Consider the following 26,856-nt stretch of genomic DNA (forward strand, 5'->3'; position numbering starts at 1 on the left):
CAAAGGAGAGCCAATGATTACTGCAAATGATATCGTAAAGGCTAATGAAGTCTTAAAAAACGTGGTGGAACGCACACCACTAGATTTTGATCGCTACTTATCTGAAAAATACGGGGCGACCATTTATATTAAAAAAGAAAATATGCAAAAGGTACGCTCTTTCAAATTGCGTGGAGCCTACTATGCTATCCATCAATTGAGTGATGAGGATAAGGCGCGTGGTGTGGTTTGTGCATCAGCCGGAAACCATGCTCAGGGGGTTGCCTACACTTGTAACGAGATGAAGATTCCGGCAACCATCTTTATGCCAGTAACAACGCCTCTCCAAAAAATTGGTCAAGTCCGTTTCTTTGGTGGCAAGTTTGTAACAATCAAATTGGTAGGAGATACCTTTGATGCTTCTGCTCAAGCAGCACAGGAATATACCAAGTCTGAAGGGATGACTTTCATTGATCCATTCGACGATTATAATGTCCAAGCAGGTCAAGGAACTGTTGCTTATGAAATTTATGAGCAGGCTCAAGAGGAAGGTGTTTCCTTCGATAGTATCTTGGTTCCAGTAGGTGGTGGCGGCCTTATCTCTGGTGTAGCTACTTATATCAAGGATGTAGCACCGTCTATGGAGGTTATTGGTGTTGAGGCTAGTGGTGCTCGTAGTATGCGTGCTGCCTTTGACCGTGGTTATCCTGTAAAACTCGAAGAAATTGATAAGTTTGCGGACGGGATTGCTGTTCAAAAGGTAGGTGTCAAGACCTATGAAGTCGCACGTAAATATGTTGACCGCCTCTTGGGAGTTGATGAAGGCTTGATTTCAGAAACCTTAATTGATATGTACTCTAAGGTTGGTACCATTGCAGAACCCGCAGGTGCGGCGTCAGTAGCGGCTTTGGAAGTGATTAAAGATGAGATTAAAGGAAAAACCATCGTCTGCATCATTTCAGGTGGTAACAATGACATCAACCGTATGCCAGAGATGGAAGAACGTGCGCTTATCTACGATGGTATCAAGCATTACTTTGTGGTTAACTTCCCACAACGTCCTGGTGCCCTTCGTGAATTTGTAAATGATATCTTGGGACCAAATGATGATATCACTCGTTTTGAGTACATCAAACGAGCTAATAAAGGAAAAGGCCCAGTTCTCATTGGTATAGCTCTTAGTGATAAGAACGACTATGATGGACTTCTCGAGCGTCTTTCTGCCTTTGACCCAAGTTATATCAACCTTCACGGTAACGAAACACTATACAATATGCTTGTCTGAGGATAGGTTCAGATAAGAAGAAAAGAACCGACAAAAGTTGGTTCTTTTCTACTTTGACTTAGCTATAAAGTGGTACTAATGCCTTATCTTCAAACTAAAACCCCAGTATTTCTACTGAGGTTTTCTTTATTCGATAATTAAGAGTCCATCTTTAATGGCGAATGGATTGTCTTTATTGATGCGGTCATAGAACATGATACCGTTAGTATGGTCGATTTCGTGTTGAACAACGATTGAGTTGTAACCACGGAGTTTAACACGTTGCTTTTCGCCTTCTTTGTTGAAGTATTCAACAGTTACACGAGCATGACGAACCACGTAACCAGGAACGTCGCGATCAACTGAGAGGCATCCTTCGCCATCGCCCAAAGCAGCATCCTGAACAGAATGGGCAACTACTTTAGGGTTGTACATGATTTCTTGAAGGCTATATGCTTCTTTTGGTGGATTACCTTCAGCATCTTCAGGGTTTGGAACGAGAACAGCGATAATGCGTTTTGAAATATCTAATTGAGGGGCTGCAAGACCGACTCCCCCACGAAGCCCCATTTTTTCGGCAATAACAGGATCTTGTGAGTTACGAAGAAACTGCATCATTTTTTCGCCTAGGATAATGTCTTCGTCTGATAGTGGGAAGGTTACATCTTCAGCGACAGCACGCAAGGTTGGATTTCCTTCGCGAATGATATCATTCATATCAATCATATGGCTGGCGCGGATAATTTTGGTTTGAGCATCCATTTGTTTACCTCTATTTTCTTTTTTCTTTGATTTACTTGTTTATAACTATAGCACAAAAGGGTTGAAAATTAAACCATCAAGGGTTAAAGTGAGGCTTTTTCTAATCGATAAAAGCCAGTTTTTCCAAGGTTTGTCTCTCTAAAATACGATAGGTTTTAAAGGCCTCTTTTTCGATAATTCCCTGATCGATAAATTGTTTGATAACTCGCTGTACATGACGATAGCTAGTTCCAAAACGGGAAGCTAAAATGGATGGTGATAATTGAAAGATATTCTCTTCTTCACTTTTCAAAATATGGGTGGCCAGACGCTCTTTGACAGAGTAACTCGCATTTGTTGAAGCAGTAATACCTTGCTTATGCAGTGCCATAGCCAGGTTACGTCCAATTTGGTAGAGAAAAACAGGGTCTTTGAGGAGTTCTTCTTTATTATTTAATGGGAGCTGAACTGCTTGAACCTCTTCTAAAGCAATGACTGATGATCCTGCTGGTTGGTTGGTCATGAGTTCTACATCTCCCAATATCTGAGGCTGATTGAGCGTTTCTAGGATATGTTCTTTACCATTGAAGAGAGAACGAACAATTTTTACCTTTCCTGATAAAATGTAGGTCAGCTCAGTGATAGCTTGCCCTTGGGTACAAATATAATCGTTCTTTTGAAAGGTGACTTTCTGTAATTGGTTGAGGTAGGGGGGTGGAAAGACCTGGTCAAGTTGAGGTCTTATGGTATGATTACGCATACATCTCCTTTTTTAGGACCTAGGTCCTATTTTTTAAAGTCTCCTTAGATTATAATGAAAAAATAACTATTAGACAAGTAAGGAAAGGATGTTCTTATCCCTATATTATGACACGAATTTTAGAAAAAATGAGCCTGCTTGGGCTATCCTTGCTCTTGATTTCGGCCTTTTCGATTTCAACAGCGTTACCACCTATGTTGGACTACTATAGCCCAACCTTTTCTGCCGCGCAAGTGGAGCTTTTAGTATCTGTCCCTTCATTTTCCGTAGTCGCGATGCTCTTACTTAATTCATTTATTGACAAATGGCTAAGTGATAGACAGCTAATTGTGACTGGGCTGCTCTTACTTAGTAGTGCTGGGATTTTTCCTTTTTTTGTACAAGCCTATCCTCTTGTCTTACTGTCACGTATTGCTTTTGGAATGGGGATTGGTCTTATCAATGCTAAGGCGATTGCCATCATCAGTCAACGTTATCAAGGTAAAGAGCGGGTTCAGATGCTAGGTATTCGTGGCTCCATGGAGTTGATTGGTGGAGCTTCTTGTTCTCTTTTAGTTGGACAATTACTGAAAATTCATTGGACCTTTGCCTTTCTTATCTATGGTTTTGGTTTTGTGATTTTGATTATGTATCTCCTTTTTGTGCCAACGATGGAGCAAGTGGAGAAGAAGCAGATTACAAAAAGAAAACAAGTTCTGAACAAAAAAGACCTGGGTATGATTCTTGGCATGGCTCTTTTAGCAGGTTTTGTCATCTGTATCAATTCTTCGATTAGTTTGCGCGCACCTCTGTTTCAAGTTGCTGGTAAGACTATTGAAAGTGGTCAATCAGCCTTAGTACTGAGTTTAGAGCAGGGAATTGGAATTGTAGCTGGACTGAGTTTCGCCTCGCTTATAGGACATTTTAAAAATCGTCTTTTGCCAATAGTGATGTTCTTGTTAGCGGTTTGTCTCTTTGGGATGTCAGTGGCTGGTAACTTACCGATTTTGATTTTATCTTCAGTTGGTGTTGGTTTCTTTTATAGTATTATTTTGACAATTATCTTTAACCGACTTTCTGAGTCTATTGCTAGAAATCTGTTGAACAAGGCGACAGCCTATGTCCTCTTAGGGTGTAACCTAGGGTCAGCCATTTCCCCTTATGTTTTGAAATTGTTAGCACTCATATCTCCAAGTTTTAGTTGGATTTTTCTAGCCTATGCAATCGTAAGTTTCCTACTTTTCCTTGGATTCTTTCTGAATGCAAAAATGGCCAAAAAAGTCTAAGCTTCAAAAACTTAATCAGTGAAATCTTGCGATTGACAAAGATTAGTAGATGAGCTAAAATAGAGAGGTCGTAAAGACAAACCAACTCTTTCTTGGTTTTAGGAGAGCCAATCCTAAGACTCGGATGGAGCAAAAAAAGGAGAAAAAACATGGCAATCTCAAAAGAGAAAAAAAATGAAATCATTGCTCAATACGCACGTCACGAAGGTGACACTGGTTCAGTAGAGGTTCAAGTTGCTGTCCTTACTTGGGAAATCAACCACCTTAACGAACACATTAAACAACACAAAAAAGACCACGCTACTTACCGTGGTTTGATGAAAAAAATCGGTCACCGTCGTAACTTGTTGGCATACCTTCGCCGCACAGACGTTAACCGTTACCGTGAGTTGATCAGCTCACTCGGACTTCGTCGTTAATTCAAGATACAAGTGCCTAGGCCTTGTTCAATTGAATACACGAAAATGGAACTGCTCTATGATGGGGCAGTTTTTTTATTCATTAGGATTTTATCCCGAGTTCAAAACAGCTCTCTAGATGTAGAGGGATGTTTTTCTGTGTTCCTCTAAAAATTTCTGACGTTGATTAATCTATAGAATAAAAAAACTCCAAAATTAATTCTGGGAGTTTTTTAACTTAAAATCTTTTTGATAACTGTTTGAAATTGAGGGAGTTGATGAATAGCAGTTCCGACAAGGATACCTAACATATTTAAGGTGATATCTCCCAAATCAAAGACTCCTAAATGTCCGAAGTATTGAATGGATTCGACGGAGAAAAGGGTAAGGAGACAGAGTAGGAGATTACTCAATCGTGAAGAAAAGAGGAGTCCCAGAGGGATGAACATTAACAGGTTCATGATGGGAACGAAGTGGCTGCCCCAGTATAATTCCCGAGCGAAGGAAAGGGGGTTAAGTGAGAGACCTTGGGTACCAATGTTTTTCAAGAAAAGTAGGTAGAAGAGAGCAAGAAAGTAAATGAAGTAGAGTAGGAGTAGTGTCTGTTTTTTTAGCTTTCTAGTAAGAAGGAGTTTCAAAAAAGCGTAGACAAAGTAACTCAGTAGGACAATAATGACTAGGTTGAGTAAGACTTGAAAGTAGGAGCCATAATGGGCGATGTAATGAACGTACTGTTCGAGATGTCCCCTATAAAACCAATAAGACAAGGCCAGTGAGAGGATTCCTAGTAAGATGTTACTCAATGTTTTTAATGTTTTTGCCACTTTGCTCCTCCATTTGCATATGATGAGTACACATTATATCAAAAAAACGTTTAAAGAAAGTTAAGAAACTGTAACGAAGTTTTGATAGAATAAAAGGATAAGGCAGAATCAAAGACTAAAAAAGGACTTTGAAACAGCAACTCTACTTTTGACTAACAATTTAATGATTTTTGTAAACAGGCTATGAAAGCTTATAAAATAATTAAATTTTAAAAATTAGGAGTCAGCATCTTGTTTCAGGATTATTAAAATGTTATTATATAGTAGTGAATTTTTAACATAAAAAGGAGTTCGTCTTATGAATAAAAAGGTTTTGGCGACAGCTGGAATTGCAGCACTTGCAGTTTCTGCTACAGTTGCTAAAGCTGATGAGGTAACGACAAACGATCAAGCCTCAACAACAGCATCAGTATCATCGACAGCTACACAAGCTGTCCCAACTCAAGCCCAAGTCGAAGCGGCTAGAGAACAAGCCAGCGCTGCAAATCAAGCAGTATCGCAACAAGAGTCAGTTGTTGCTAATCATGAAGCAGCTGCAAACCAGGCTCAAGCAAACCTAGCGACAGCAGATGCTAACTTGCAAAAGGCACAAACAGCAGCCGATGAAGCAAGTCCAGAAACTATTGCTGCCGCTCAAGGTCAAGTAACTACTGCTGAAAATGCAGCTAAGGAAGCTAAGTCAGCAGTTGAAACAGCTCAATCAGCAGAAAAAACTGCCAAAGATGCAGCAGACAAACAGCAAGCTGTCGTTAATACAGATCAAGCTAATGTCAATGCTAAAGCTAGTGAAGTTGCTAATGCTCAAAAATCAGTAGATGCCGCTAAAGCAGCTCTTAATGGTTCTAGCGCTTCTGAGGCAGCTTCTAACCAAGCTAAAGCACGATCAGCTTTTGATGCTGCAACAGCAGCTGAGAAAAAAGCTCAAGAAGAATTGGCAGCCGCTCAGGTAGCTGATAAAGAAAAAGCCACTGCTATTTCAGCTAAAGAAGGGCAATTGACTGCAGATCAAAATGCAGCAAACCAAGCTAAAGCAGCTTATGAGACTGCTCAAACAGTAGCTAATGAAAAGGCAGCCGCACTTGCAGCCGCTGAAGCAACTAAGAAAAAAGCAGAATCTTCAACAACTTCAACAGCTAATGTTCGTCAAAAATTCTCAGTGTCACAAGAGTATGTCAATGCTCTTAAGATTCATGAGTCTAAAACAGTGACAGCAGCAGAAAAAGCTCAAGCTGAACAAGTCTTGAAGAACGTTAATAAACGTGATCGTGGTAACAATAGTTATCAAGATAATGAAGCGGATAAAAATGTTAAAATTAGTGATTTGAATAACCTTAGTGAAGCTCAAATTACAGATTTGTCATTGTATGCTTCAAGTTTGATTAACCAAATTCGTACAGCCTTTGGTACAACTCAAACATCTGTTTCAAAAGGTAGTGTTCTTGCGGCTGACCGTGTTTCAGACGGTTATGTAGCAGATAACTGGGGTTGGGAAGCTATTACCCATAAACGACATGATAGTGCCGCCCTTGACCGTGCTGGTAAGTCATTTAATAGTGTAAGTATTGGTGAAAACCTTAATACATGGCAAGGTTTGACAGGACCATTTACTCTTAACGACATTAAGAAATATGTCTATGAAGCTATGCTTGACTTCATGTTTAACGGTAATGAGTGGAACCATGCTCGTTCTATCTCTGGACTTACAGCAGATGGTGGTGAGTCTTACATTGGAACAGACATCAGTGTTGTTGCCGGTGCCTTTAACGTTCACGTAAACAATGTCAATAAAAATTCTATCGCTTCTGATAGTAGCTTTGACACAACTAAGATTGCTAACCCATATGAAGGTAACCAATCTCAATCATCTTCAAATGCAAATCTAGCAGCTGCAAAAGCAGCTTATGAAGCTGCTAAGCAAGCTAACGCTCAAGCTCAAAGTGACTTGGCTAGCAAGAAAGCGGCTTCTGAGTCAGCAACTCTTAAGCTTAAGAATACTCAGTCAGAACTTGCAGCTCTTAAAGCGACTGCAAGCAAGTTGGCAGCTGCTCAGAATAACCTTTCTGAAAAACAAGCAGCCCTTGCAACTGCTAAATCAGAATTGGAAAAAGCTAACGCTGCAGTTGAAAACCTTAATGCTAACGCACAAGAAAAAGCAGCAGCCCTTAGCAAAGCTCAAGCAACTCTTGATGAAAAACAAGCAGAGCTTCAAACAGCTAAAGCTAAACTTGCGACAAGCTCTGCAACCTTGCAACGTTTGACAAATGCATACAACGCTGCTAAGCAAGATACTGCTAAGAAACAAGTAGCATTGACACAAGCTAACCAAGCTTTGACTGCTGCTAAGAACCGTCTAGCAGCCCTTACAAATGCTTCAGGTAACCTGGCTAAGGCTAAAGCAGAACGTGCAACAGCCTTTGCTAAATTTACTGCAGCCAAAGGTGCTCTTTCAACTGAACGTGCGAAACTTGTTGAATTGTCTGCTAAACGTGATAAATTAACGAGCGAATACACAACTGTTCAAACAGCCTTCGATAACTACATGAAAGCTAAGGCAGACAAAGAGCTTCAAACACAATTGGCTAAAGAGTATGCTAACATTACATCTAAAGGTCTTACACCAGTACCTGTTTACGATGTAGATGGTAAAGTTATTGCTTTCACAACACAAGAACAAGCAGCTCAAACTGTAGCTCAGGTTCCTGTAAATTATGGTCAAACAAAAGCTGAGAAACAAGCTCCTGTACAAGAAGCAGACAGCTTGCCAGAAACAGGTGAGTCAACTACAGCAGGATTCAGTCTTGTAGGTCTCTTCATGACACTATTGGCCTTCCTTGGTTTCGTTGACAGACGTACACGTCGTAACTAATCATAATAAAAAAACGGCAACTGCCGTTTTTTTTATATGCCTGAGAATCTAAAAAAGTTAAGGTCGAAACCTTAACTTTTTCGTATTTAACCCAAGAAACGTTTAAGGAATTCCTTAGTACGTTCTTCTTTAGGATTTTCAAAGATTTGTTCTGGGCTACCTTGTTCAGCGATTACCCCTTTATCCATGAAGATGACACGGTCTGAAACATCACGTGCGAACTCCATTTCATGGGTAACGATAATCATGGTCAAACCAGTTTCGGATAGCTCCTGCATAGTCTTGAGTACTTCCCCTACCATTTCTGGGTCAAGGGCTGAAGTTGGTTCGTCAAAGAGGATGGCTTCTGGATCAACAGAGAGGGCACGAGCGATTGCTACACGTTGTTTTTGTCCCCCTGAAAGTTGTTTTGGTTTAGCTTTCCAGTATTGTTCCCCCATACCAACTTTCTCCAAGTTAGCTTTGGCGATGCTTTCAGCTTCTTTACGGTCACGTTTGAGAACAGTTGTTTGAGCTACGATAGCATTTTCCAAGACATTAAGGTTTTCAAAGAGGTTGAAGGATTGGAAAACCATACCGAGTTTTTCACGATAGGTAGTGAGGTCGTAACCTTTTTCAAGGACGTTGTCCCCATGATAGAGGATTTCACCACCTGAAGGTGATTCGAGTAGGTTAATAGAGCGAAGGAAGGTTGATTTCCCTGAACCTGAAGAACCAATAATTGAGATAACCTCACCCTTTTTGACACTGAGGGAGATATCTTTGAGGACTTCATTTTTTCCGTATGATTTTTTGAGGTTTTTAATTTCTAAAATCGTCTCAGTCATTAGTGAACCCCTCCTTGTGTGTAAGTATCTTGATCCAAACGGCGTTCTACATAACGCAAGATGCGTGTCACTGTGAAGGTAAGGACAAAGTAGATTGCTGCGATAACAAAGAATGTTTGGAAGTATTGATAAGTTTGGCTTGCGACAGTGTTACCTGCGAAGTAAAGTTCCACAACAGAGATAACGTTCAAAACAGAGGTATCCTTGATATTGATAACGAACTCATTACCAGTAGCTGGCAAGATGTTACGGATAACCTGTGGAAGAACAATCTTACGCATGGTTTGACCGTGGGTAAATCCAAGAGCAGTTGCAGCTTCAAATTGTCCTTTATCTACGGCGAAGATACCACCACGAACGATTTCACTCATGTAGGCTCCGGTGTTGATAGAAACGATGAAGACAGCTGCTAGGGTACGGTCAATATTGATACCAAAGGCCTGGGCAGTACCGTAGTAGATAACCATAGATTGTACAATCATTGGCGTACCACGGAAAACTTCGATATAGACATTAAGCACCCAACCGAAGAGTTTTTGGAGCAAGGCTACAAATTTATTAGTAGCCTTAGGAGCTGTGCGGTAAACACCAATCATAAGACCGATGAAAGTACCCACAACTGTACCGATAATTGAGATAAGAAGGGTAATTCCTGTACCACGTAAGAATTGTGGCCAGTTCTTAGCGATGATATTGCTCATCTGACTAAAGAAGTTTCCTTTTTTAGCCTCATCAGTCTTATCTGCAGGTTGGATGTCAATGATGTGATCCATCAGTTTAACACGTTCCTCTTGGCTGATTCCAGCAAGGACCTTATTGACTTGTTCCATTTGCTGGCTGTCTCCTTTGCGAAGACCGACGGCCAAGGAGACGTCATCGTCTGAAACCTGGAAACCACCATCTTTAAGCGTAATCATCTTATATTTTGAGCTAGCTTCTTCGGCAGTTTTTGCTTCAGGACGCTCTGAAACATAACCATCGATGATACCTGATGCAAGGGCTTGGCGCATAGCCCCAAAGTCTCCCATAGCCGTTTGTTTGCTGACACCTGGGATTTGGTCAATCAAATTATAGAGATAAACCCCTTGTTGAGCTGTGATTTTAGCATCCTTGAAGTCTTTGAGACTCTTAGCGTTGGCATAATCACCGTCTGAGCTGACAACCATGACAGGTTCGCTTCGGTAGTAGCTGTCTGAAAAGTCGATTTCTTGACGACGTTCAGCTGTTGGGCTCATACCTGCGATGATCATATCGATTTTGCCGGAAGTGAGGGCAGGAATCAAACCTGTCCAAGCTGTTTTGACTACCAAGGGTTTCTTGCCTTGAGCTTCAGCGATTTTTTTAGCGATTTGCACGTCATAACCGTTGGCATACTGTTTGGTACCTTCGATTGGAACGGCTCCGTTTGAGTTATCGTCCTGCGTCCAGTTGAAAGGTGCATAGGCAGCCTCCATACCGACACGGAGATACTCGTCTGCTTGAGCGCTTGATACCCCACCAAAAACGAGGAGGAGCGCTGCAAAGCAGGCTACAATAATTTTTTTCATTGAAACAATGTCTCCTATAAAAATGTCATACCTTACTATTTTACAGGAAATTAGGATTAATGACAATAAGTTGGGATTAGAAAAACAATCTCTATACCAAGATTGTCTTCAAATACAAGTTGTAATTTGATATAATGGGAAGGACGATTTGGAGCCTTAATCATTTTTGGTGTGATGAGGCTAGCATTTTAAAACGGAGATAATTATGCAAACGGCACAATTTATTATTGAATTACTAAAAGCAGTCTTTCTTGGGATTGTCGAAGGTATCACTGAGTGGCTACCGATTTCATCTACAGGTCACTTGATTTTGGTGAATGAATTCTTGAACTTGAGACAAAGTAAAGATTTCATCGATATGTTTAATATCGTTATCCAACTTGGTGCTATTCTTGCGGTTATGGTCATTTACTTTAAACGTTTGAATCCCTTCCAACCTGGTAAGACAGCACGTGAAGTGCAATTGACTTGGCAACTTTGGCTCAAGGTGGTCATTGCCTGTATTCCTTCAGCCTTCTTTGGTCTTCTTTTAGATGACTGGATGGAGGCCCATCTCAGTAATTTCTTTGTAGTAGCTATCATGTTGGTAGTCTACGGGATTGCCTTTATTTGGATTGAGGACCGCAATCGACGTGTAGAACCTAAGGTAACGGATTTGGCACGTATGTCTTACAAGACAGCTTTCTATATTGGTCTTTTCCAAGTCTTGAGTATCATTCCAGGGACAAGCCGTTCAGGTGCTACTATTCTTGGGGGTATCATCGTTGGTACTAGTCGTAGCGTAGCTGCTGACTTTACCTTCTTCCTTGGTATTCCAACCATGTTTGGTTATAGTGGCCTTAAGGCGGTTAAGTATTTCATTGACGGGAATACCTTGACAGGTGGACAAGTGGCTATTCTCTTGGTAGCTAGTGTGACAGCCTTTGTTGTCAGCTTGTTCGTGATTCGCTTCTTGATGAATTATATTAAGAAACATGATTTCACAGTTTTCGGAAAATACCGTATCGTGCTTGGTATTATTGTGCTTCTCTATGGAGCTGTCAAACTTATTTTCGGATAATTACTTTTAAGTAAACTGAAAAGGACTTCAATTGAAGTCCTTTTTAGCTGGTTTAGAGATCATTTGTGGAGAAGTTTTCCAAAGATAAGGTAAGCTAGCGACCATAGGACCAGTCCGCAAGTCAAAAAGCTAGCTAGGATTTTCAAGAAGTCCACGACATTATGCAAGGGATACCATCCGGACAAACAGAGAATTGGAAGGATGGTAACACACATGATTGAGAAGTGGAGAAGAGATTGCTGTTTGAGCGATAAACGATTATCGTCGTAAATGGGTGCAGTTGCTAGTATGATGGCGACGATTAGCCCTGTAAGAAAGGTAGATTTGTTTACTTGATAAGGTTGCCCCGATAAGTAGAGAAAGAGCGTCAATAAACTCGTTATTCCTCCAGCAATGCTAGCTCGTAGCCACCCTTTTTTATAGGCAGTCATGGTCATCACCTCCATGTATATCTTCACTTTTATTATACTCCAATCTAGGATAGATGACAGGTATAAATGGGGAAATACAAGGTTTTGTTAGTATTAAGAAGTTTTTAGAAATCCTTTCCAAAATAAGACTCAAACTTGCTCAGAAATTGCTATCTCTTGGCTTTTCTAGTATAATGAAATAACTACTCGTGCGAGGTTTTTTACATATGGAAATGAAACAAATAAGCGAGACAACTCTAAAAATCATGATTACCATGGAAGATCTTGAAGAACATGGTATGGAATTGAAGGATTTCTTGATTCCCCAGGAAAAAACAGAGGAATTTTTCTATACTGTCATGGATGAGTTGGACTTGCCTGATAACTTTAAAAATAGTGGGATGCTGAGCTTCCGTGTCACGCCACGCAAGGATCGTGTGGATGTCTTTGTGACTAAATCAGATCTTAAGGAAGACCTTGATTTCAACGATTTGTCATATATGGATGACTACTCAGGGCTTTCTCCAGAAGAGTTCCTCAAGGCTCTTGAGGGTAACTTTATGGACAAGGGTGACATCGAAGCACACCATAAGCTCGAAGAGCTTGAAAAGACCTTGGAAGAGGTTGATAAGGCTATGACAGAGCCTACCAAGGAAGTGCCCGAAGAAAATATTCGTGAAGACTATACCCACTATGTCTTGGCCTTCTCTGACTTTGATCAAGTGGTGACCTTTACACAAGGCTTGAAGGATGTGCCTGTTGAAGGTTCTGAGCTTTATAAACTTGGGGATGTCTACTATATGACAGTCCTTCTTTACTTGGCTGATGAGCCTGATTATTACGCGAACAATATGTATGCGCGTTTTCTTGAATATGCGAATGTAGCAGACCGAACACGTGCCTACCTACAAGAGCATGCAACAATCTTGATGGAAGAGGACGCCTTACCGGTACTACAAGCAACGAAATGGAGCTAAGACATGCCTTGGACCATTAATTATATATTCGTTTTGATTGGGACCTTTTTGATAGCCATCGTGACGACCCCTTTGGTACGCTCTTTGGCCTTACGTGTCGGAGCTGTTGACAATCCCAATGCAAGACGTATCAATAAAAAGCCAATGCCTAGTGCTGGTGGTCTAGCTATTTTGTTGGCCTTTGTACTAGCGACCTTGGTCTTTATGCCTATGATTATCCATAAGGATATTTGGCATGTTTCTTACATCAGGTACATCTTGCCGGTTGTTGTGGGGGGATCTGTCGTAGCTCTGACGGGCTTCGTTGATGATATCTTGGAATTAAAGCCTCTACCTAAGATGCTTGGTATTGTTATTGGAGCTGTCATTGTTTGGGCTTTTACAGACTTCCGATTTGATAGCTTTAAGATTCCATTTGGTGGTCCTATGATTCATTTTGGACCGGTCTTGACCTTGATTTTAACGGTGTTATGGATTGTGGCCATCACCAATGCCATTAATCTGATTGATGGTTTGGACGGCTTGGTTGGAGGCGTTTCCATCATTTCCCTTATGACTATGGGGGTGATCTCTTATTTCTTCCTCTATGATACTGATATTTTCTTGACCATGACTATCTTTGTCTTGGTGGCTGCCATTATGGGCTTCTTCCCTTACAATTATCATCCAGCAATTATCTATCTAGGTGATACAGGGGCGCTCTTTATTGGCTTTATGATAGGTGTTTTGTCATTACAAGGGTTGAAAAATGCAACTGCAGTGGCTATTTTGTCACCTGTTATTATCCTTGGAGTGCCTATTGTTGACACAGTGGTAGCTATTGTCCGCCGTAAATTGTCAGGGCGCCCAGCCATGGAGGCTGACAAGATGCACTTGCATCATCGCCTTCTAGCTATGGGCTTCACTCATCGAGGAGCGGTTCTGGTGGTTTATGCCATCGCTATCCTCTTTTCATTGATTGCCCTCCTGTTAAACGTTTCTAGCCGTCTCGGTGGTATTCTCTTGCTCTTGAGTTTGATTTTGGGAATGGAAATTCTGATTGAAGGGCTTGAGATTTGGGGCGTTGGTCGAACACCACTCTTCAACCTTCTGAAATTTATCGGGAATAGTGATTATCGCCAAGCAACCATGTTAAAATGGAAGCAAGGGCGAAAAAATTAAACATTTGAAAAGCCAAGTAATGGCTTTTTTGTTATAATGATTCTAATTAAGGAAAATGGAAGTTCTCTTTTTGTTTTCCAGAAAATAGCAAGACTATTTTCAAAAAAATAATGCAAATTAGCGAGCGACTGCTCGCTGTATATATGAAAAAGGAGTATACAATGTCTGTACTTGAAATCAAAAATCTTCATGTTTCTGTTGAAGATAAAGAAATCTTGAAGGGTCTTAATTTGACTCTTAAAACTGGTGAGACTGCTGCTATCATGGGTCCTAACGGAACTGGTAAATCTACCCTTTCAGCTGCTATCATGGGTAATCCAAACTATGAAATTACAGAAGGGGACATCCTTTTTGATGGTGAAAGTATCCTTGACTTGGAAGTTGACGAACGTGCACGCCTAGGTCTTTTCCTTGCTATGCAATACCCAGCTGAAATCCCAGGAATCACAAATGCTGAGTTCATCCGTGCGGCTATGAACGCTGGAAAAGAAGATGACGAAAAGATTTCTGTTCTTGATTTCATCACTAAATTGGATGAAAAGATGGAATTGCTTGGTATGCGTGAAGAAATGGCTGAGCGTTACCTTAATGAAGGTTTCTCAGGTGGTGAGAAAAAACGTAACGAAATCCTTCAATTGCTCATGTTGGAACCTAAGTTTGCTCTTCTCGATGAGATTGACTCAGGTCTTGATATCGATGCCCTTAAAGTGGTTTCAAAAGGGGTTAACGCTATGCGTGGCGAAGGCTTCGGTGCTATGATTATCACTCATTACCAACGTCTCTTGAACTATATCACTCCAGATGTCGTACACGTAATGATGGAAGGTAAAGTGGTTCTTTCAGGCGGTCCTGAATTGGCTGCTCGTCTTGAGCAAGAAGGTTATGCGAAAATCGCTGAAGAGCTCGGTTACGAGTACCACGAAGAAGCGTAAGTCTGTTACTCGAAATAACTAGAAAAGGAGTAACCTATGTCAAAAGAATCTATTATCGCTTTTTCACAAGCAAAAGCAGAGCCACTTTGGTTGCAAGACCTTCGTCAAGCAGCCTTTGATAAGCTTGAAAGTTTGGCTCTTCCAAAAATTGAGTGTGTTAAATTCCACCGTTGGAATCTCGGTGATGGAACGATTACTGAAAATGAACCATCAGCAAATGTGCCTGATTTTACAGCGCTTGGAAACAACCCTAAATTGGTCCAAGTAGGAACAAATACTGTTCTTGAACAATTGCCAGCTGACTTGATTAGCCAAGGTGTGGTCTTTACAGACCTTACGAGCGCTCTTGAGGAAATCCCAGAAGTCGTTGAAGCCTTCTTTGGTAAGGCTGTAGCCTATGATGAGGACAAATTGGCAGCTTATAACTATGCCTACTTCAATAGTGCAGCAGTCCTTTATGTACCAGATAATGTTGAAATTGACTTGCCAGTTGAAAGCTATTTTTACCAAGATGGAGCTTCAAATGTTCCATTTAACAAACACGTTTTGATCGTGGCCGGTAAAAATAGTAAATTGACTTACCTTGAGCGTTTTGAAACGCTAGGTGAAGCGACTGAAAAAGCTAGTGCCAACATTTCTGTGGAAGTTATTGCTCAAGACGGTGCACAAGTTAAGTTTGCGGCTATTGACCGTTTGGGTGAAAACGTCACAACTTATATTAGTCGTCGTGGTCGTATCGGTCGTGATGCCAGCATTGACTGGGCTCTCGGGATCATGAACGAGGGAAATGTTATTGCTGACTTTGATAGTGACTTGATTGGTAATGGAAGTCATGCCAACCTTAAAGTTATTGGTCTTTCATCAGGTCGTCAGGTTCAAGGGATTGATACTCGTGTGACGAACTATGGTAACAACTCTGTGGGTCATATCCTACAACATGGTGTTATCTTGGAACGTGGTACTTTGACTTTCAATGGTATTGGTCACATTGTCAAAGGTGCTAAGGGTGCTGATGCACAACAAGAAAGCCGTGTGCTTATGCTTTCTGACAAGGCACGTTCAGACGCTAACCCAATTCTCTTGATTGACGAAAATGAAGTTACAGCAGGACATGCTGCTTCAATCGGTCAGGTAGATCCAGAGGATATGTATTACCTCATGAGTCGTGGACTTGATCAAGACACTGCAGAACGTTTGGTTATTCGCGGTTTCTTAGGAGCAGTTATTACTGAAATCCCAGTTAAAGAAGTGCGCGATGAAATGATTTCTGTAACTGATACAAAACTAAACAAACGTTAGGAACTATCGACGCAGATAGTCTAACCTATGATATATCTAGATAGGGAGATAAGATGTCAGCTTTAGATGCCTATAAGATTCGACAAAATTTTGCCATTTTAGATCAGGTAGTTAATGATGAACCTTTGGTATACTTGGATAATGCAGCAACGACTCAGAAGCCTCAAGTAGTTTTGGACACTCTCATGGCCTACTATCATGAGGACAATGCCAATGTTCACCGTGGTGTGCACACTTTGGCTGAGCGTGCAACAGCTGCTTACGAAGCTAGTCGTGAAAAGCTTCGTCAGTTTATCAATGCTAAATCAACCAAAGAGGTCCTCTTTACACGTGGAACGACAACTGGTCTTAACTGGGTTGGTCGTTTTGCAGAGCAGGTTCTTGAGCCAGGAGATGAGGTGGTTATTTCAATTATGGAACACCACTCAAATATCATTCCTTGGCAGGAAGCTTGTAAGAAGACAGGGGCTAAACTTGTTTACGCCTACTTGAAAGATGGCCAATTGGATATGGAAGATTTGGCCAACAAGATTACTGAAAAGACAAAATTTGTCAGTCTAGCTCAGGTCTCTAACGTTTTAGGCTGCATCAATCCTGTCAAAGAAATTGCCAAGCTTGCCCACCAAGTTGGTGCCTATATGGTAGTGGACGGTGCCCAATCGGCGCCCCACATGGCCATTGATGTTCAGGATTTAGATTGTGATTTCTTCACCCTTTCTGGACATAAGATGTTAGGTCCAACAGGGATTGGGGTTCTTTATGGTAAGGAAGAGATTCTTAACCAGATGAATCCGATTGAATTCGGTGGTGAGATGATTGATTTTGTTTATGAACAAGAAGCCACTTGGAAGGAACTACCTTGGAAATTTGAGGCTGGTACACCTAACATTGCGGGGGCTATTGCTCTTGGTGCTGCTGTGGACTACCTCTCTGCTTTAGGCATGGAAAATATTCATGCTTACGAGCAAGAATTGGTAGACTATGTTTTGCCTAAGCTTCAGGCGATTGATGGTCTGACAGTCTACGGGCCAGAAGATCCTAGTCAGCATGCAGGTGTTATTGCCTTTAATATTGATGGGCTTCACCCTCATGATGTGGCGACAGCTCTTGATTATGAAGGAGTGGCAGTGCGTGCGGGTCACCACTGTGCTCAGCCTTTAATTAATCATTTAGGAATCTCATCAGCTGCCCGAGCAAGTTTCTATATTTACAATACTAAAGAGGATTGTGACAAGCTTGTGGAGGCAATTCTTGCGACGAAGGAGTTTTTCAATGGCACTCTCTAGACTAGATAGTTTATATATGGCTGTTGTGGCCGATCACTCTAAGAGCCCTCACCATCATGGTGTCCTACCAGATGTGGAGCAACTTCAACTGAATAATCCGACTTGTGGAGATGTTATCAATCTGTCAGTTAAATTTGATGGTGACGTGATTGAAGACATTGCCTTTGCTGGTGATGGTTGTACTATTTCTACAGCTTCATCAAGTATGATGACGGATGCAGTTATTGGAAAAACCAAGGCAGAGGCTTTGGAACTAGCGGAGATTTTCTCTCTTATGATTCAAGGAAAACATGACATCGCTACAGGTAAATTAGGTGAAGCTAAGCTTTTGGCGGGGGTTTCTAAATTTCCACAACGTATCAAATGTGCAACACTCTCTTGGAATGCGCTCAAAAAAGCCATAGAGAGAAGCGAGCTTTAGGAAGTCAAGGAGCAGTTAGTCTCCTTGCCCAAGCAAAAAGGAAAACGAATCAAACCTTTAATAAAGGAAAATACTATGACTGAAACAAATGAAAAAGTAGAACCAAAACCCATTGATTTGGGGGAATATAAATATGGTTTCCATGATGATGTGACACCAGTCTTTTCAACAGGAAAAGGAATCAGTGAAGATGTGGTCCGTGCCATGTCTGCTGAAAAAGGGGAGCCTGAGTGGATGCTTGAATTCCGCTTGAAATCACTAGAAACCTTTAAGAAAATGCCTATGCAAGAGTGGGGACCAGATCTTTCGGAAATCGACTTCGATGACTTGACATATTTCCAAAAAGCGTCAGACCGACCTGCTCGTGACTGGGAAGATGTACCTGAAAAAATCAAGGAAACCTTTGAACGTATTGGTATCCCCGAAGCTGAACGTGCTTACCTGGCAGGGGCTTCAGCTCAGTATGAATCAGAAGTGGTTTACCACAACATGAAAGAAGAGTATGACAAGTTGGGTATTATCTTTACAGATACGGACTCAGCTCTTAAAGAGTACCCAGAACTCTTCAAGAAGTACTTCTCAAAACTGGTTCCACCAACAGACAATAAATTTGCGGCCCTTAACTCTGCCTTCTGGTCAGGTGGTACCTTTATTTATGTACCTAAAGGCGTCAAGGTGGATATTCCGCTTCAAACCTACTTCCGTATTAACAATGAAGCAACTGCCCAGTTTGAACGTACCCTTATCATCGTTGATGAAGGTGCCAGCGTTCACTATGTGGAAGGCTGTACGGCACCAACCTATACTTCAGCCAGTCTTCATGCAGCCATCGTTGAAATCTTTGCACTTGAAGGAGCTTATATGCGTTATTCAACCATTCAAAACTGGTCAGATAGCGTCTATAATTTGGTAACCAAACGTGCCACTGCTAAGAAAAATGCTACGGTTGAGTGGATTGACGGTAACCTTGGTGCTAAGAAAACAATGAAGTACCCTTCGGTTTACCTAGATGGTGAAGGTGCACGTGGGACTATGCTTTCTATAGCTTTTGCCAATGCTGGTCAGCACCAGGATACAGGAGCTAAGATGATTCATAATGCGCCACATACATCATCATCTATTGTCTCTAAATCAATCGCCCGTAATGGTGGTAAGGTTGACTATCGTGGCCAAGTAACTTTCAATAAGGACTCTAAGAAATCTGGTTCCCACATTGAATGTGATACGATCTTGATGGATGATTTATCTAAGTCAGATACGATTCCATTTAATGAAATTCACAACTCACAAGTTGCTCTTGAACACGAAGCTAAAGTTTCTAAGATTTCTGAAGAGCAACTCTACTACCTCATGAGCCGTGGACTTTCAGAACAAGAAGCAACTGAAATGATTGTCATGGGATTTGTGGAACCATTTACCAAAGAACTTCCAATGGAGTATGCTGTTGAGCTTAACCGCTTGATTAGTTATGAAATGGAAGGATCAGTTGGGTAAAAATAAGCTTGTGTATAAATACAAAGTAAACTGAGAATTAGTCCAAAATACTATAAGGTTAAGATATGCATCTTAGCCTTTTTGTTTGGATTGATTGTAAAAATTCTATAGCATTGTGAAAGAAGAGCTATAGATGCACAATTTTTGGATATTTATAGTCTTTTTAGAGGCAAACATAACTGAGTTGTCGAATTATTCAGAATTAGGTCTTTACTTTAGAATGTTTTAAGGTATAATTATACACGAAAGTAAATTTTTTATTGGAGGAGGTTTCTTATAAACATGATTAAGAAACGTAACTTTAAAAGTATTGTAGCTACTGGAGTAATTGCTTTGGCTTCTGCAACACTTCTTGCTGCTTGTGGTTCAAAATCAACCTCAAGTAAAGATGAAATTAACTGGTACACACCTACTGAAATATTGACACTTGATGTTTCTAAAAATACAGACCACTATTCGGCCTTGGCGATTGGGAATTCAGAAAGCAACTTGCTCCGTGTTGATAAAAATGGTAAGTTGCAACCTGATTTGGCTGAAAAGGTTGATGTGTCGGCCGATGGTTTGACTTATACAGCTACTCTTAGAGATGACTTGAAGTATTCAGATGGTACTAAACTTACTGCTGAGGACTTTGTCTATACTTGGCAACGTATGGTTGATCCTGCTACAGCTTCTGAATATGCTTACCTCGCTTCAGATTCTCACCTTGTTAATGCTGCAGATATTATTGCTGGTAAGAAGAGTGTTGAAGAGTTGGGTGTTAAGGCTGAGGGTAATAAAGTTATCTTTACCTTGTCAAATCCTTCTCCACAATTTAAGAGTCTTTTGTCATTCTCAAATTTTGTTCCGCAACATAAGGAATTTGTAGAAAAGACTGGAAAACAATATGGAACGAAGTCTGATAAACAAATTTATTCTGGACCTTTTAAAGTTGAAAATTGGAATGGTACAAGTGGTAGCTTTAAACTTGTCAAAAATGACAATTATTGGGATGCTAAGCACGTCAAAACAAAGACAATCAATATTCAAACAGTTAAGAAACCTGATACAGCCGTTCAAATGTATAAACAAGGTCAACTTGACTTTGCAAGCATTTCAAGTACGTCAGCAATTTTTAATTCTAATAAAAAGAATAAAGATGTTGTTACAGTTCCAGAAGCAACAACAAGTTATATGACCTATAATGAAACTGGCAAAGTTAAAGGTCTAGATAATCTTAAAATCCGTCAAGCCCTCAACCTTGCTACTGATCGTAAAGGTATTGTCGAAGCTGCGGTTGATACAGGTTCAGTTCCAGCAACTAGTCTTGTACCTACTGGATTGGAAAAATTACCTGATGGTACTGATTTATCTAAATATGTAGCACCTGGCTATAGCTATAACAAGGAAGAAGCAGCTAAGCTCTTTAAAGAAGGTCTTGCTGAAGCTGGTTTGAGCGACTTGAAATTGACAATTACAGCAGATTCAGATTCACCTGTTTCAAAAGCTGCAGTTGATTACATTAAGGAAACTTGGGAGAAAGCTCTTCCTGGTTTGACTGTTGAAGAAAAATTTGTGACATTCAAACAACGTCTTGAAGATACCAAGAATCAAAACTTTGATGTTGCTCTTGTTCTTTGGGGTGGTGACTATCCAGAAGGATCAACATTCTATGGCTTGTTCACTTCAAATTCAGCTTATAACTATGGTAAGGCAAATAGCTCTACATACGATGCAGCCTATGAAAAAGCACTTTCAACTGATGCATTAGATCCAACAGCTGCTGCAAATGATTATAAAACTGCTGAAAAAGCACTTTATGATGAAGCAATGTATAATCCGATTTACTTCCGATTTACAAAAGGTTTGCAAAATCCTTCAATCAAAGGACTTGTACGTAACTCAACTGGTCTTGATGTTGACTTCACCTATGCTTATAAAGATAAATAGTTGCTATCATTATAATGACAGAGTAAAGTAGAACATTCATCAGCTACTGTATGTACGTTTATCACAAAATGAACTAAGAAGCTGGCGGCTTTAGTCCCAGCTTCTTTCGTTGTTAGATAAAGGAAATTTTATGACGAAATATTTATTGAAAAGGATAGCTATTTTGCTAGTTACCTTATGGGTGGTTGTCACTCTATCTTTCTTCCTAATGCAGGTTATGCCGGGGTCACCATTCAATAATCCCAAATTAACGAATGATATGATTGCGGTTATGAATAAGCAATATGGGTTAGATAAGCCTGTATGGCAACAGTATTTGCAATATCTTTGGAATGTACTGCACGGTGATTTAGGAACAAGCTATCAGTCTGCTAATCAGCCTGTTAGCATGATGATTAGTCAGCGTTTGGCAGTTTCAGCGCAACTGGGTATTCAAGCCCTTGTTGTTGGGGTGTTAGCTGGTCTTTTTGTAGGAGCAGTGTCAGCGCGTAATAAAAATAATTGGATTGATAATATCTTGAGCGTGCTATCAACACTCGGTATTTCAGTACCTTCATTCATTATTGGTCTTTTACTTTTGGATTATCTCGGATTTAAGTGGGGAGTTCTTCCTTTATCTGGATGGGGTTCATTTAGCCAAACTATTTTACCTACTTTAGCTCTGGCTATTCCAGTATTTGCTCAAGTTACCCGTTTTTTCCGTAGTGAAATGATTGAAACCATGAATACTGATTTTATTCAACTAGCTAGGGCCAAGGGATTAACAGCTCGTCAAATTAGTAATCGACATGCTTATCGAAATTCAATGATTCCTGTTCTTACCTTAATCGGTCCAATGGCTGCTAATATCCTAACAGGTTCAGCACTCATAGAGCAGATTTTCTCAATTCCTGGGATTGGCCAACAGTTTGTTACCTCTATTCCAACAAAAGATTATCCTGTCATTATGGGAACCACTATTGTTTATGCTGTTATGCTTATGGTAGCTATCCTATTGACAGATATCATTACTAGTTTTGTGGATCCACGTGTCCGTCTGAAGTAAGGAGAGTATCATGGAAGAAAAACAACTATTCAAACTTGTTGGTGCTGGAAATACTGAATCACAAGAAAAAATTGAAAAACCGACTCTCTCTTTTACGCAAGATGCTTGGAGACGTCTGAAAAAAAATAAATTGGCGACCATATCACTTTGGTTTTTAGCGATTCTGTTGGTCTTTTCAATTGGATCAAATTTCTTTGTTAAAGCCAAGGATGCTAATAGTTTTAATGGTGATGAAGTTAAGACATATCGTAATTTACCCCCAAAAATATCAGATAGTTTACCATTCTGGAATGGTAGTATCGTGTTTTCAGGCAATACGGAACCTAATGATGTGTATTCTGACCAATCTGTTCCAAAAGGTGATAAATTTATTTTAGGAACTGATAATCTAGGACGTAGCTTAGCGAAACGTGTGATTATTGGTATACGTATCTCTCTCTTGATTGCCATTGTTGCGACCTTGATTGATTTGATTATTGGAGTGACCTATGGTCTGGTGTCAGGGTTCTTGGGTGGGAAAATTGACCTCTTCATGCAACGTGTTATTGAGGTCATCTCATCTATCCCTAATTTGGTCATAGTAACTATGTTAGGACTTCTCTTGGGTAATGGTGTAATGTCAATCATTATATCCATTGCCATTGTCGGATGGACATCTATGGCACGTCAAGTACGCAATTTAACTTTATCTTATCGAGAACGTGAATTTGTTTTAGCCTCACGCGCTTTGGGTGAAAACAAATTTAAGATAGCTTTTAAACATGTTTTACCAAATATCTCAGGTATCATTATTGTTCAAATTATGATGACAGTTCCAAGTGCTATTATGTATGAAGCAGTTCTGTCAGCTATCAATTTGGGGGTTAAGCCACCAACAGCTTCTTTAGGTTCGTTGATTACAGATGCGTCTGAAAATCTCCAATACTACCCTTATCAGGTGGTTATTCCTGCTTTGGCTCTTGTTTTTATCTCTCTTGCCTTCATTCTTTTAGGGGACGGCTTGCGTGATGCATTTGACCCTAAATCTAACAAAGAAAACTAATAGGAGCGTAATAATGACGAAAGAAACGATTTTAAGTGTAAAAAATCTCCATGTTAATTTTCATACTTACGCTGGAGAAGTAAAAGCGATTCGTGATGTTAATTTTGACTTAAAAAAAGGTGAAACATTAGCGATTGTTGGTGAGTCTGGTTCAGGAAAATCTGTAACGACAAGGACACTAATGGGGCTATCAGATAAAAATGCTGAGGTAATTGGAGAAATTACCTTTAAGGGACGCAATATGCAAACCTTGAAGGAGCAAGATTGGGTTGAAGTTCGTGGAAATGATATTGCTATGATTTTTCAGGATCCTATGACCAGCCTTGACCCTACTATGAAAATTGGACACCAAATTGCTGAGCCTATCATGCTTCATGCCAAGGTATCTCAGAAGGAAGCCTTAGAAATGGCTTTACAATTAATGAAAGATGTTGGTATACCTAATGCTGAAGAACATATAAATGATTATCCTCATCAATGGTCAGGAGGAATGCGTCAAAGAGCAGTAATTGCCATTGCTCTAGCGGCAGATCCTGAAATTTTGATTGCTGATGAGCCTACGACAGCCTTAGATGTAACGATTCAAGCACAAATTCTTCATCTTATGAAAAAAATTCAAGAAGAGCGTAATTCATCTATTATTTTTATTACTCATGACTTGGGCGTTGTCGCTGGTATGGCTGATCGTGTAGCGGTAATGTATGCCGGTAAAATTGTGGAATATGGTACTGTGGATGAGGTTTTCTACAATCCGAAACACCCATACACGTGGGGGCTTCTTAACTCAATGCCTACAACAGAAACAGAATCTGGTAGTCTAGAAGCTATTCCAGGAACTCCCCCAGACTTACTTTATCCTCCTAAAGGAGATGCCTTTGCTGCTCGAAATGCCTTTGCTTTAGATATTGATTATCAGGAAGAACCGCCAATGTTTAAAGTATCAGATACGCATTTTGCAGCAACATGGCTCTTAGATGAACGAGCTCCTAAAGTAACCCCTCCTTCACCAATATTGAAACGATGGGAAAAATGGTCAAAGATGAAGGAGAAATAAGATGACACAAGAACGTAAGAAGTTAGTAGAATTAAAAAATGTGTCTCTAACTTTTAATAAAGGAAAATCAAACGAAGTTAAGGCCATTGATGACGTTAGCTTTGATATCTATGAGGGCGAAATTTTCGGCCTAGTTGGAGAATCTGGTTCAGGTAAAACGACCATTGGGCGTTCTATTCTAAAGCTTTATGATATTGATTCGGGTACTGTTACCTTTGCTGGTAATGATATATCAAGTTTAAAAGGGAAAGACCTTCATGATTTCCGTAAGACAGCTCAGATGATTTTTCAAGATCCTCAAGCTAGTCTTAATGGACGAATGAAGATTCGTGATATTATTGCTGAGGGGATTGATATTCATAAATTGGCTAAATCCAAGGAAGAACGTGAAGCCAAGGTTAAAGAACTTATTAATTTGGTGGGATTAAATGAAGATCACTTATCAAGATATCCTCATGAATTTTCTGGTGGTCAGCGTCAAAGAATTGGTATTGCGCGTGCTTTAGCGGTCAATCCTCATTTTATTGTAGCAGACGAACCTATCTCTGCTTTAGATGTTTCTATTCAAGCACAAGTAGTTAATTTGATGCAAAAGTTACAACACGAACAGGGGTTAACTTATTTGTTTATTGCACATGACTTGTCAATGGTTAAATATATATCCGATCGTATTGGTGTAATGCATTGGGGTAAACTCCTTGAGGTAGGACCAGCAGATGAGATTTACCATAATCCGATTCATCCTTATACAAAGAGTTTATTGTCTGCCATTCCAGAACCAGACCCAGAAAGAGAGCGGAAACGTCAACATTTGATTTATGATTCCTCTATTGAAAATGATGGGGAAAAGAGACAAATGTATGAAATCCGAACAGGACATTTTGTTTATGCTACAGAAGCAGAGGCTAAAAATTATAAAGAAGAAGCCAATGTAAATTAGACTGTAAAAAGGGCTCTTTGTCAACTGTAGTGGGTGACGGAAAAGCTAACATCTAGAGAGGACCTGATAGGTCTTCTCTTTTTTTATGTTTAGAGTGATGAAGACACGTTTCTTAAAGTTGATGAAGTTTCTAAAACCGAAGCCCAACCGTTTGATGTCTTTAATCAACTTGTTAGTCGCTTCGAGTTTCGCGTTTGAATAGTCAGTTTCTAGTGCATTCTTGATGTATTGCTTGTGTCTAAGAAAAGTCCTAAAGACCGTTTGAAAGTAGTGATTGACCTTGCTCATGTTCTCCTCTATTAACTCAAAAAACTCATCTACCCTCTTCTCCTGAAAGTGAAAAAGCAAAAGCTGATAAAGTTTGTAGGCATTAGCGAGCTCTTCTGAAAAGACCAATGTCTTCTCAATGATTTCATGTGGTACTAAAGTTTGTCGGAAGGTCTTTGAATAGAAAGAGTTGAGCGATAGCTTACGGCTGTCCTTTTGAAAGAGTCGCCAGTGATTTTTCAAGGCTCGATAGGGTAGTGACTTCTTATCAAACTGGTTCATAATAGCAATTCTTGTCTTTAAAAATGCTCGACCAAGGTGCTGGATAATGTGGAAACGATCAAGAACGATTTTGGCGTTTGGAAAAAGTTTTTTGGCTAGTGGCATATAGGTCCCAGACATATCCATCGTGATAAACTGTACCTGTTGTCGGACTTTCAATGGATACTTCAAAAAGTAGTTTCGTATAGTGGTTTGGCGACGATTATCAAGGATGGTTATGAGTTCGTTTGTCTCATAATTCTGGGCTACAAAAGCGAATTCCCCTTTCTTGAACCCAAACTCATCCCAGGACATAACAGTAGGGAGCTTGTCATAATGTTCCTTGAAAGTAAACTGGTCGAGCTTACGATAGACAGTGGACGTCGACACACGAAGCTTTCTGGCAATATCAGTTAGTGACATCTTCTCAGTTAGTAGTTGTGTAACCTTTTGTCGGACAAGGTTGGAGATTTGACAGTTTTTCTCAACGATTGATGTCTCAGCTACCGTGACTCTCCTACAATTTTTACACTGGAAGCGGCGTTTCTTCAGACGTAGTAGTGTTGGAGTTCCCGCTTGTTCGAGAAGAGGGATTTTAGAAGGCTTTTGAAAGTCGTACTTGATCATTTTTCCATGGCAATGAGGACATGATGGTGCAGGATAATCGAGTTTTGCTTGAATCTCTATATGAGTGTCAGTTTCAAAAACAAGTGAAATCTTGATGTTTTGGTCTTTAATTCCGATTAATTCTGTGGTATTCTTAATAAGTCTCATAAGTTCTTCCTAATGATGGTTTGGTTGCTTTTC

The 26,856-nt window shown here is 40.2% G+C and carries 23 protein-coding genes and 1 pseudogene; 17 read left to right on the forward strand and 7 right to left on the reverse strand.

From position 1 onward, the window contains the following. Positions 1 to 13: 13 nt before the first annotated feature. On the forward strand, positions 14 to 1,264 hold the full coding sequence (ilvA, locus tag V471_RS03660; protein WP_002883616.1) for a threonine ammonia-lyase IlvA: 1,251 nt from the start codon (positions 14 to 16) through the stop codon (positions 1,262 to 1,264). 126 nt (positions 1,265 to 1,390) lie between these two features. Here ilvA and def read toward each other — a convergent pair whose 3' ends face one another. Together def and V471_RS03670 are read right to left on the reverse strand one after the other, a co-directional pair. After that, the gene (gene def, locus V471_RS03665) at positions 1,391 to 2,005 is read right to left on the reverse strand and encodes a peptide deformylase (RefSeq protein ID WP_002883663.1); all 615 of its coding nucleotides are present in this window, start codon (positions 2,003 to 2,005) and stop codon (positions 1,391 to 1,393) included. A gap of 100 nt (positions 2,006 to 2,105) precedes the next feature. Further along, positions 2,106 to 2,744 carry a Crp/Fnr family transcriptional regulator gene (locus V471_RS03670; protein WP_049529348.1) on the reverse strand — a complete coding sequence of 213 codons (639 nt, stop codon included), beginning with the start codon at positions 2,742 to 2,744 and terminating at the stop codon, positions 2,106 to 2,108. Between the two features lie 107 nt (positions 2,745 to 2,851). Between V471_RS03670 and V471_RS03675 the strand changes: the two genes are divergently transcribed. After that, a complete protein-coding gene (locus V471_RS03675) occupies positions 2,852 to 4,009 on the forward strand; it encodes an MFS transporter (RefSeq protein ID WP_049529347.1) in 1,158 nt (385 codons plus the stop codon). Between the two features lie 149 nt (positions 4,010 to 4,158). Next, on the forward strand, positions 4,159 to 4,428 hold the full coding sequence (gene rpsO / locus V471_RS03685) for a 30S ribosomal protein S15 (RefSeq protein WP_002883618.1): 270 nt from the start codon (positions 4,159 to 4,161) through the stop codon (positions 4,426 to 4,428). Between the two features lie 212 nt (positions 4,429 to 4,640). Here the strand turns inward: rpsO and V471_RS03690 are convergent, their stop codons facing one another. Then, complete coding sequence (locus V471_RS03690; RefSeq protein WP_049529346.1) at positions 4,641 to 5,231, reverse strand: VanZ family protein; 591 nt, start codon at positions 5,229 to 5,231, stop codon at positions 4,641 to 4,643. Between the two features lie 298 nt (positions 5,232 to 5,529). On the opposite strand from V471_RS03690, the gene V471_RS03695 reads away from it, so the two are divergent. Beyond that, positions 5,530 to 8,097 carry an SEC10/PgrA surface exclusion domain-containing protein gene (locus V471_RS03695; protein WP_049529345.1) on the forward strand — a complete coding sequence of 856 codons (2,568 nt, stop codon included), beginning with the start codon at positions 5,530 to 5,532 and terminating at the stop codon, positions 8,095 to 8,097. 86 nt (positions 8,098 to 8,183) lie between these two features. Here the strand turns inward: V471_RS03695 and V471_RS03700 are convergent, their stop codons facing one another. Then, positions 8,184 to 8,924: an amino acid ABC transporter ATP-binding protein gene (locus V471_RS03700; protein ID WP_013989971.1), complete on the reverse strand. Its 741-nt coding sequence runs from the start codon at positions 8,922 to 8,924 to the stop codon at positions 8,184 to 8,186. Then, positions 8,924 to 10,471: an ABC transporter substrate-binding protein/permease gene (locus tag V471_RS03705; RefSeq protein WP_002886433.1), complete on the reverse strand. Its 1,548-nt coding sequence runs from the start codon at positions 10,469 to 10,471 to the stop codon at positions 8,924 to 8,926. The genes V471_RS03700 and V471_RS03705 overlap by 1 nt, the downstream gene beginning before the upstream one ends. Before the next feature lie 205 nt (positions 10,472 to 10,676). Here V471_RS03705 and V471_RS03710 point away from each other — a divergent pair, with 205 nt between their 5' ends. Continuing rightward, positions 10,677 to 11,531: an undecaprenyl-diphosphate phosphatase gene (locus V471_RS03710; protein WP_002883622.1), complete on the forward strand. Its 855-nt coding sequence runs from the start codon at positions 10,677 to 10,679 to the stop codon at positions 11,529 to 11,531. 59 nt (positions 11,532 to 11,590) lie between these two features. On the opposite strand, the gene V471_RS03715 is transcribed toward V471_RS03710, so the two are convergent. Next, complete coding sequence (locus V471_RS03715) at positions 11,591 to 11,962, reverse strand: DUF3021 family protein (protein ID WP_045001980.1); 372 nt, start codon at positions 11,960 to 11,962, stop codon at positions 11,591 to 11,593. 206 nt (positions 11,963 to 12,168) lie between these two features. On the opposite strand from V471_RS03715, the gene mecA reads away from it, so the two are divergent. The 12 genes from mecA (at position 12,169) to V471_RS03775 (ending at position 25,521) form a co-directional block, all read left to right on the forward strand. Continuing rightward, positions 12,169 to 12,918 (forward strand): adaptor protein MecA, encoded by a 750-nt coding sequence (gene mecA / locus V471_RS03720; protein WP_014633671.1) that lies wholly within the window; start codon positions 12,169 to 12,171, stop codon positions 12,916 to 12,918. A 3-nt stretch (positions 12,919 to 12,921) separates the two neighbouring features. Then, the gene (locus V471_RS03725; RefSeq protein ID WP_014633670.1) at positions 12,922 to 14,079 is read left to right on the forward strand and encodes a glycosyltransferase family 4 protein; all 1,158 of its coding nucleotides are present in this window, start codon (positions 12,922 to 12,924) and stop codon (positions 14,077 to 14,079) included. A gap of 161 nt (positions 14,080 to 14,240) precedes the next feature. Then, entirely contained in the window at positions 14,241 to 15,011 is a 771-nt protein-coding gene (gene sufC / locus V471_RS03730; RefSeq protein ID WP_084871116.1) for a Fe-S cluster assembly ATPase SufC, read from the forward strand. A gap of 36 nt (positions 15,012 to 15,047) precedes the next feature. Continuing rightward, entirely contained in the window at positions 15,048 to 16,310 is a 1,263-nt protein-coding gene (gene sufD, locus V471_RS03735; RefSeq protein WP_084871117.1) for a Fe-S cluster assembly protein SufD, read from the forward strand. Positions 16,311 to 16,363: 53 nt separating this feature from the next. Beyond that, positions 16,364 to 17,596, forward strand: a complete 1,233-nt coding sequence (locus V471_RS03740; RefSeq protein WP_084871118.1) for a cysteine desulfurase — start codon at positions 16,364 to 16,366, stop codon at positions 17,594 to 17,596. Next, positions 17,583 to 18,017, forward strand: a complete 435-nt coding sequence (gene sufU / locus V471_RS03745) for a Fe-S cluster assembly sulfur transfer protein SufU (RefSeq protein WP_002886440.1) — start codon at positions 17,583 to 17,585, stop codon at positions 18,015 to 18,017. The genes V471_RS03740 and sufU overlap by 14 nt, the downstream gene beginning before the upstream one ends. A 75-nt stretch (positions 18,018 to 18,092) precedes the next feature. Then, on the forward strand, positions 18,093 to 19,511 hold the full coding sequence (sufB, locus tag V471_RS03750) for a Fe-S cluster assembly protein SufB (protein ID WP_045001978.1): 1,419 nt from the start codon (positions 18,093 to 18,095) through the stop codon (positions 19,509 to 19,511). Positions 19,512 to 19,793: 282 nt separating this feature from the next. Then, a complete protein-coding gene (locus V471_RS03755; RefSeq protein WP_014633665.1) occupies positions 19,794 to 21,440 on the forward strand; it encodes a peptide ABC transporter substrate-binding protein in 1,647 nt (548 codons plus the stop codon). A gap of 130 nt (positions 21,441 to 21,570) precedes the next feature. After that, positions 21,571 to 22,485 carry an ABC transporter permease gene (locus tag V471_RS03760; RefSeq protein WP_045001977.1) on the forward strand — a complete coding sequence of 305 codons (915 nt, stop codon included), beginning with the start codon at positions 21,571 to 21,573 and terminating at the stop codon, positions 22,483 to 22,485. Positions 22,486 to 22,495: 10 nt separating this feature from the next. Further along, positions 22,496 to 23,527: an ABC transporter permease gene (locus tag V471_RS03765; RefSeq protein WP_014633663.1), complete on the forward strand. Its 1,032-nt coding sequence runs from the start codon at positions 22,496 to 22,498 to the stop codon at positions 23,525 to 23,527. A gap of 13 nt (positions 23,528 to 23,540) precedes the next feature. Then, complete coding sequence (locus V471_RS03770; protein WP_014633662.1) at positions 23,541 to 24,581, forward strand: ABC transporter ATP-binding protein; 1,041 nt, start codon at positions 23,541 to 23,543, stop codon at positions 24,579 to 24,581. 1 nt (position 24,582) lies between these two features. Further along, the gene (locus V471_RS03775; RefSeq protein ID WP_014633661.1) at positions 24,583 to 25,521 is read left to right on the forward strand and encodes an ABC transporter ATP-binding protein; all 939 of its coding nucleotides are present in this window, start codon (positions 24,583 to 24,585) and stop codon (positions 25,519 to 25,521) included. 52 nt (positions 25,522 to 25,573) lie between these two features. Here V471_RS03775 and V471_RS03780 read toward each other — a convergent pair. Continuing rightward, positions 25,574 to 26,823: pseudogene (locus V471_RS03780) on the reverse strand (ISL3 family transposase). Positions 26,824 to 26,856: the final 33 nt, after the last annotated feature.

It is taken from the genome of Streptococcus salivarius (genome assembly GCF_002094975.1).
Classification (GTDB): Bacteria; Bacillota; Bacilli; order Lactobacillales; family Streptococcaceae; genus Streptococcus; species Streptococcus salivarius_D.

Coding starts and splice junctions, on each gene's coding strand:
- ilvA (WP_002883616.1), top strand. CDS start 14: ATGATTACTGCAAATGATATCGTAAAGGCTAATGAAGTCTTAAAAAAC.
- def (WP_002883663.1), bottom strand. CDS start 2,005: ATGGATGCTCAAACCAAAATTATCCGCGCCAGCCATATGATTGATATG.
- V471_RS03670 (WP_049529348.1), bottom strand. CDS start 2,744: ATGCGTAATCATACCATAAGACCTCAACTTGACCAGGTCTTTCCACCC.
- V471_RS03675 (WP_049529347.1), top strand. CDS start 2,852: ATGACACGAATTTTAGAAAAAATGAGCCTGCTTGGGCTATCCTTGCTC.
- rpsO (WP_002883618.1), top strand. CDS start 4,159: ATGGCAATCTCAAAAGAGAAAAAAAATGAAATCATTGCTCAATACGCA.
- V471_RS03695 (WP_049529345.1), top strand. CDS start 5,530: ATGAATAAAAAGGTTTTGGCGACAGCTGGAATTGCAGCACTTGCAGTT.
- V471_RS03700 (WP_013989971.1), bottom strand. CDS start 8,924: ATGACTGAGACGATTTTAGAAATTAAAAACCTCAAAAAATCATACGGA.
- V471_RS03705 (WP_002886433.1), bottom strand. CDS start 10,471: ATGAAAAAAATTATTGTAGCCTGCTTTGCAGCGCTCCTCCTCGTTTTT.
- V471_RS03710 (WP_002883622.1), top strand. CDS start 10,677: ATGCAAACGGCACAATTTATTATTGAATTACTAAAAGCAGTCTTTCTT.
- V471_RS03715 (WP_045001980.1), bottom strand. CDS start 11,962: ATGACTGCCTATAAAAAAGGGTGGCTACGAGCTAGCATTGCTGGAGGA.
- mecA (WP_014633671.1), top strand. CDS start 12,169: ATGGAAATGAAACAAATAAGCGAGACAACTCTAAAAATCATGATTACC.
- V471_RS03725 (WP_014633670.1), top strand. CDS start 12,922: ATGCCTTGGACCATTAATTATATATTCGTTTTGATTGGGACCTTTTTG.
- sufC (WP_084871116.1), top strand. CDS start 14,241: ATGTCTGTACTTGAAATCAAAAATCTTCATGTTTCTGTTGAAGATAAA.
- sufD (WP_084871117.1), top strand. CDS start 15,048: ATGTCAAAAGAATCTATTATCGCTTTTTCACAAGCAAAAGCAGAGCCA.
- V471_RS03740 (WP_084871118.1), top strand. CDS start 16,364: ATGTCAGCTTTAGATGCCTATAAGATTCGACAAAATTTTGCCATTTTA.
- sufU (WP_002886440.1), top strand. CDS start 17,583: ATGGCACTCTCTAGACTAGATAGTTTATATATGGCTGTTGTGGCCGAT.
- sufB (WP_045001978.1), top strand. CDS start 18,093: ATGACTGAAACAAATGAAAAAGTAGAACCAAAACCCATTGATTTGGGG.
- V471_RS03755 (WP_014633665.1), top strand. CDS start 19,794: ATGATTAAGAAACGTAACTTTAAAAGTATTGTAGCTACTGGAGTAATT.
- V471_RS03760 (WP_045001977.1), top strand. CDS start 21,571: ATGACGAAATATTTATTGAAAAGGATAGCTATTTTGCTAGTTACCTTA.
- V471_RS03765 (WP_014633663.1), top strand. CDS start 22,496: ATGGAAGAAAAACAACTATTCAAACTTGTTGGTGCTGGAAATACTGAA.
- V471_RS03770 (WP_014633662.1), top strand. CDS start 23,541: ATGACGAAAGAAACGATTTTAAGTGTAAAAAATCTCCATGTTAATTTT.
- V471_RS03775 (WP_014633661.1), top strand. CDS start 24,583: ATGACACAAGAACGTAAGAAGTTAGTAGAATTAAAAAATGTGTCTCTA.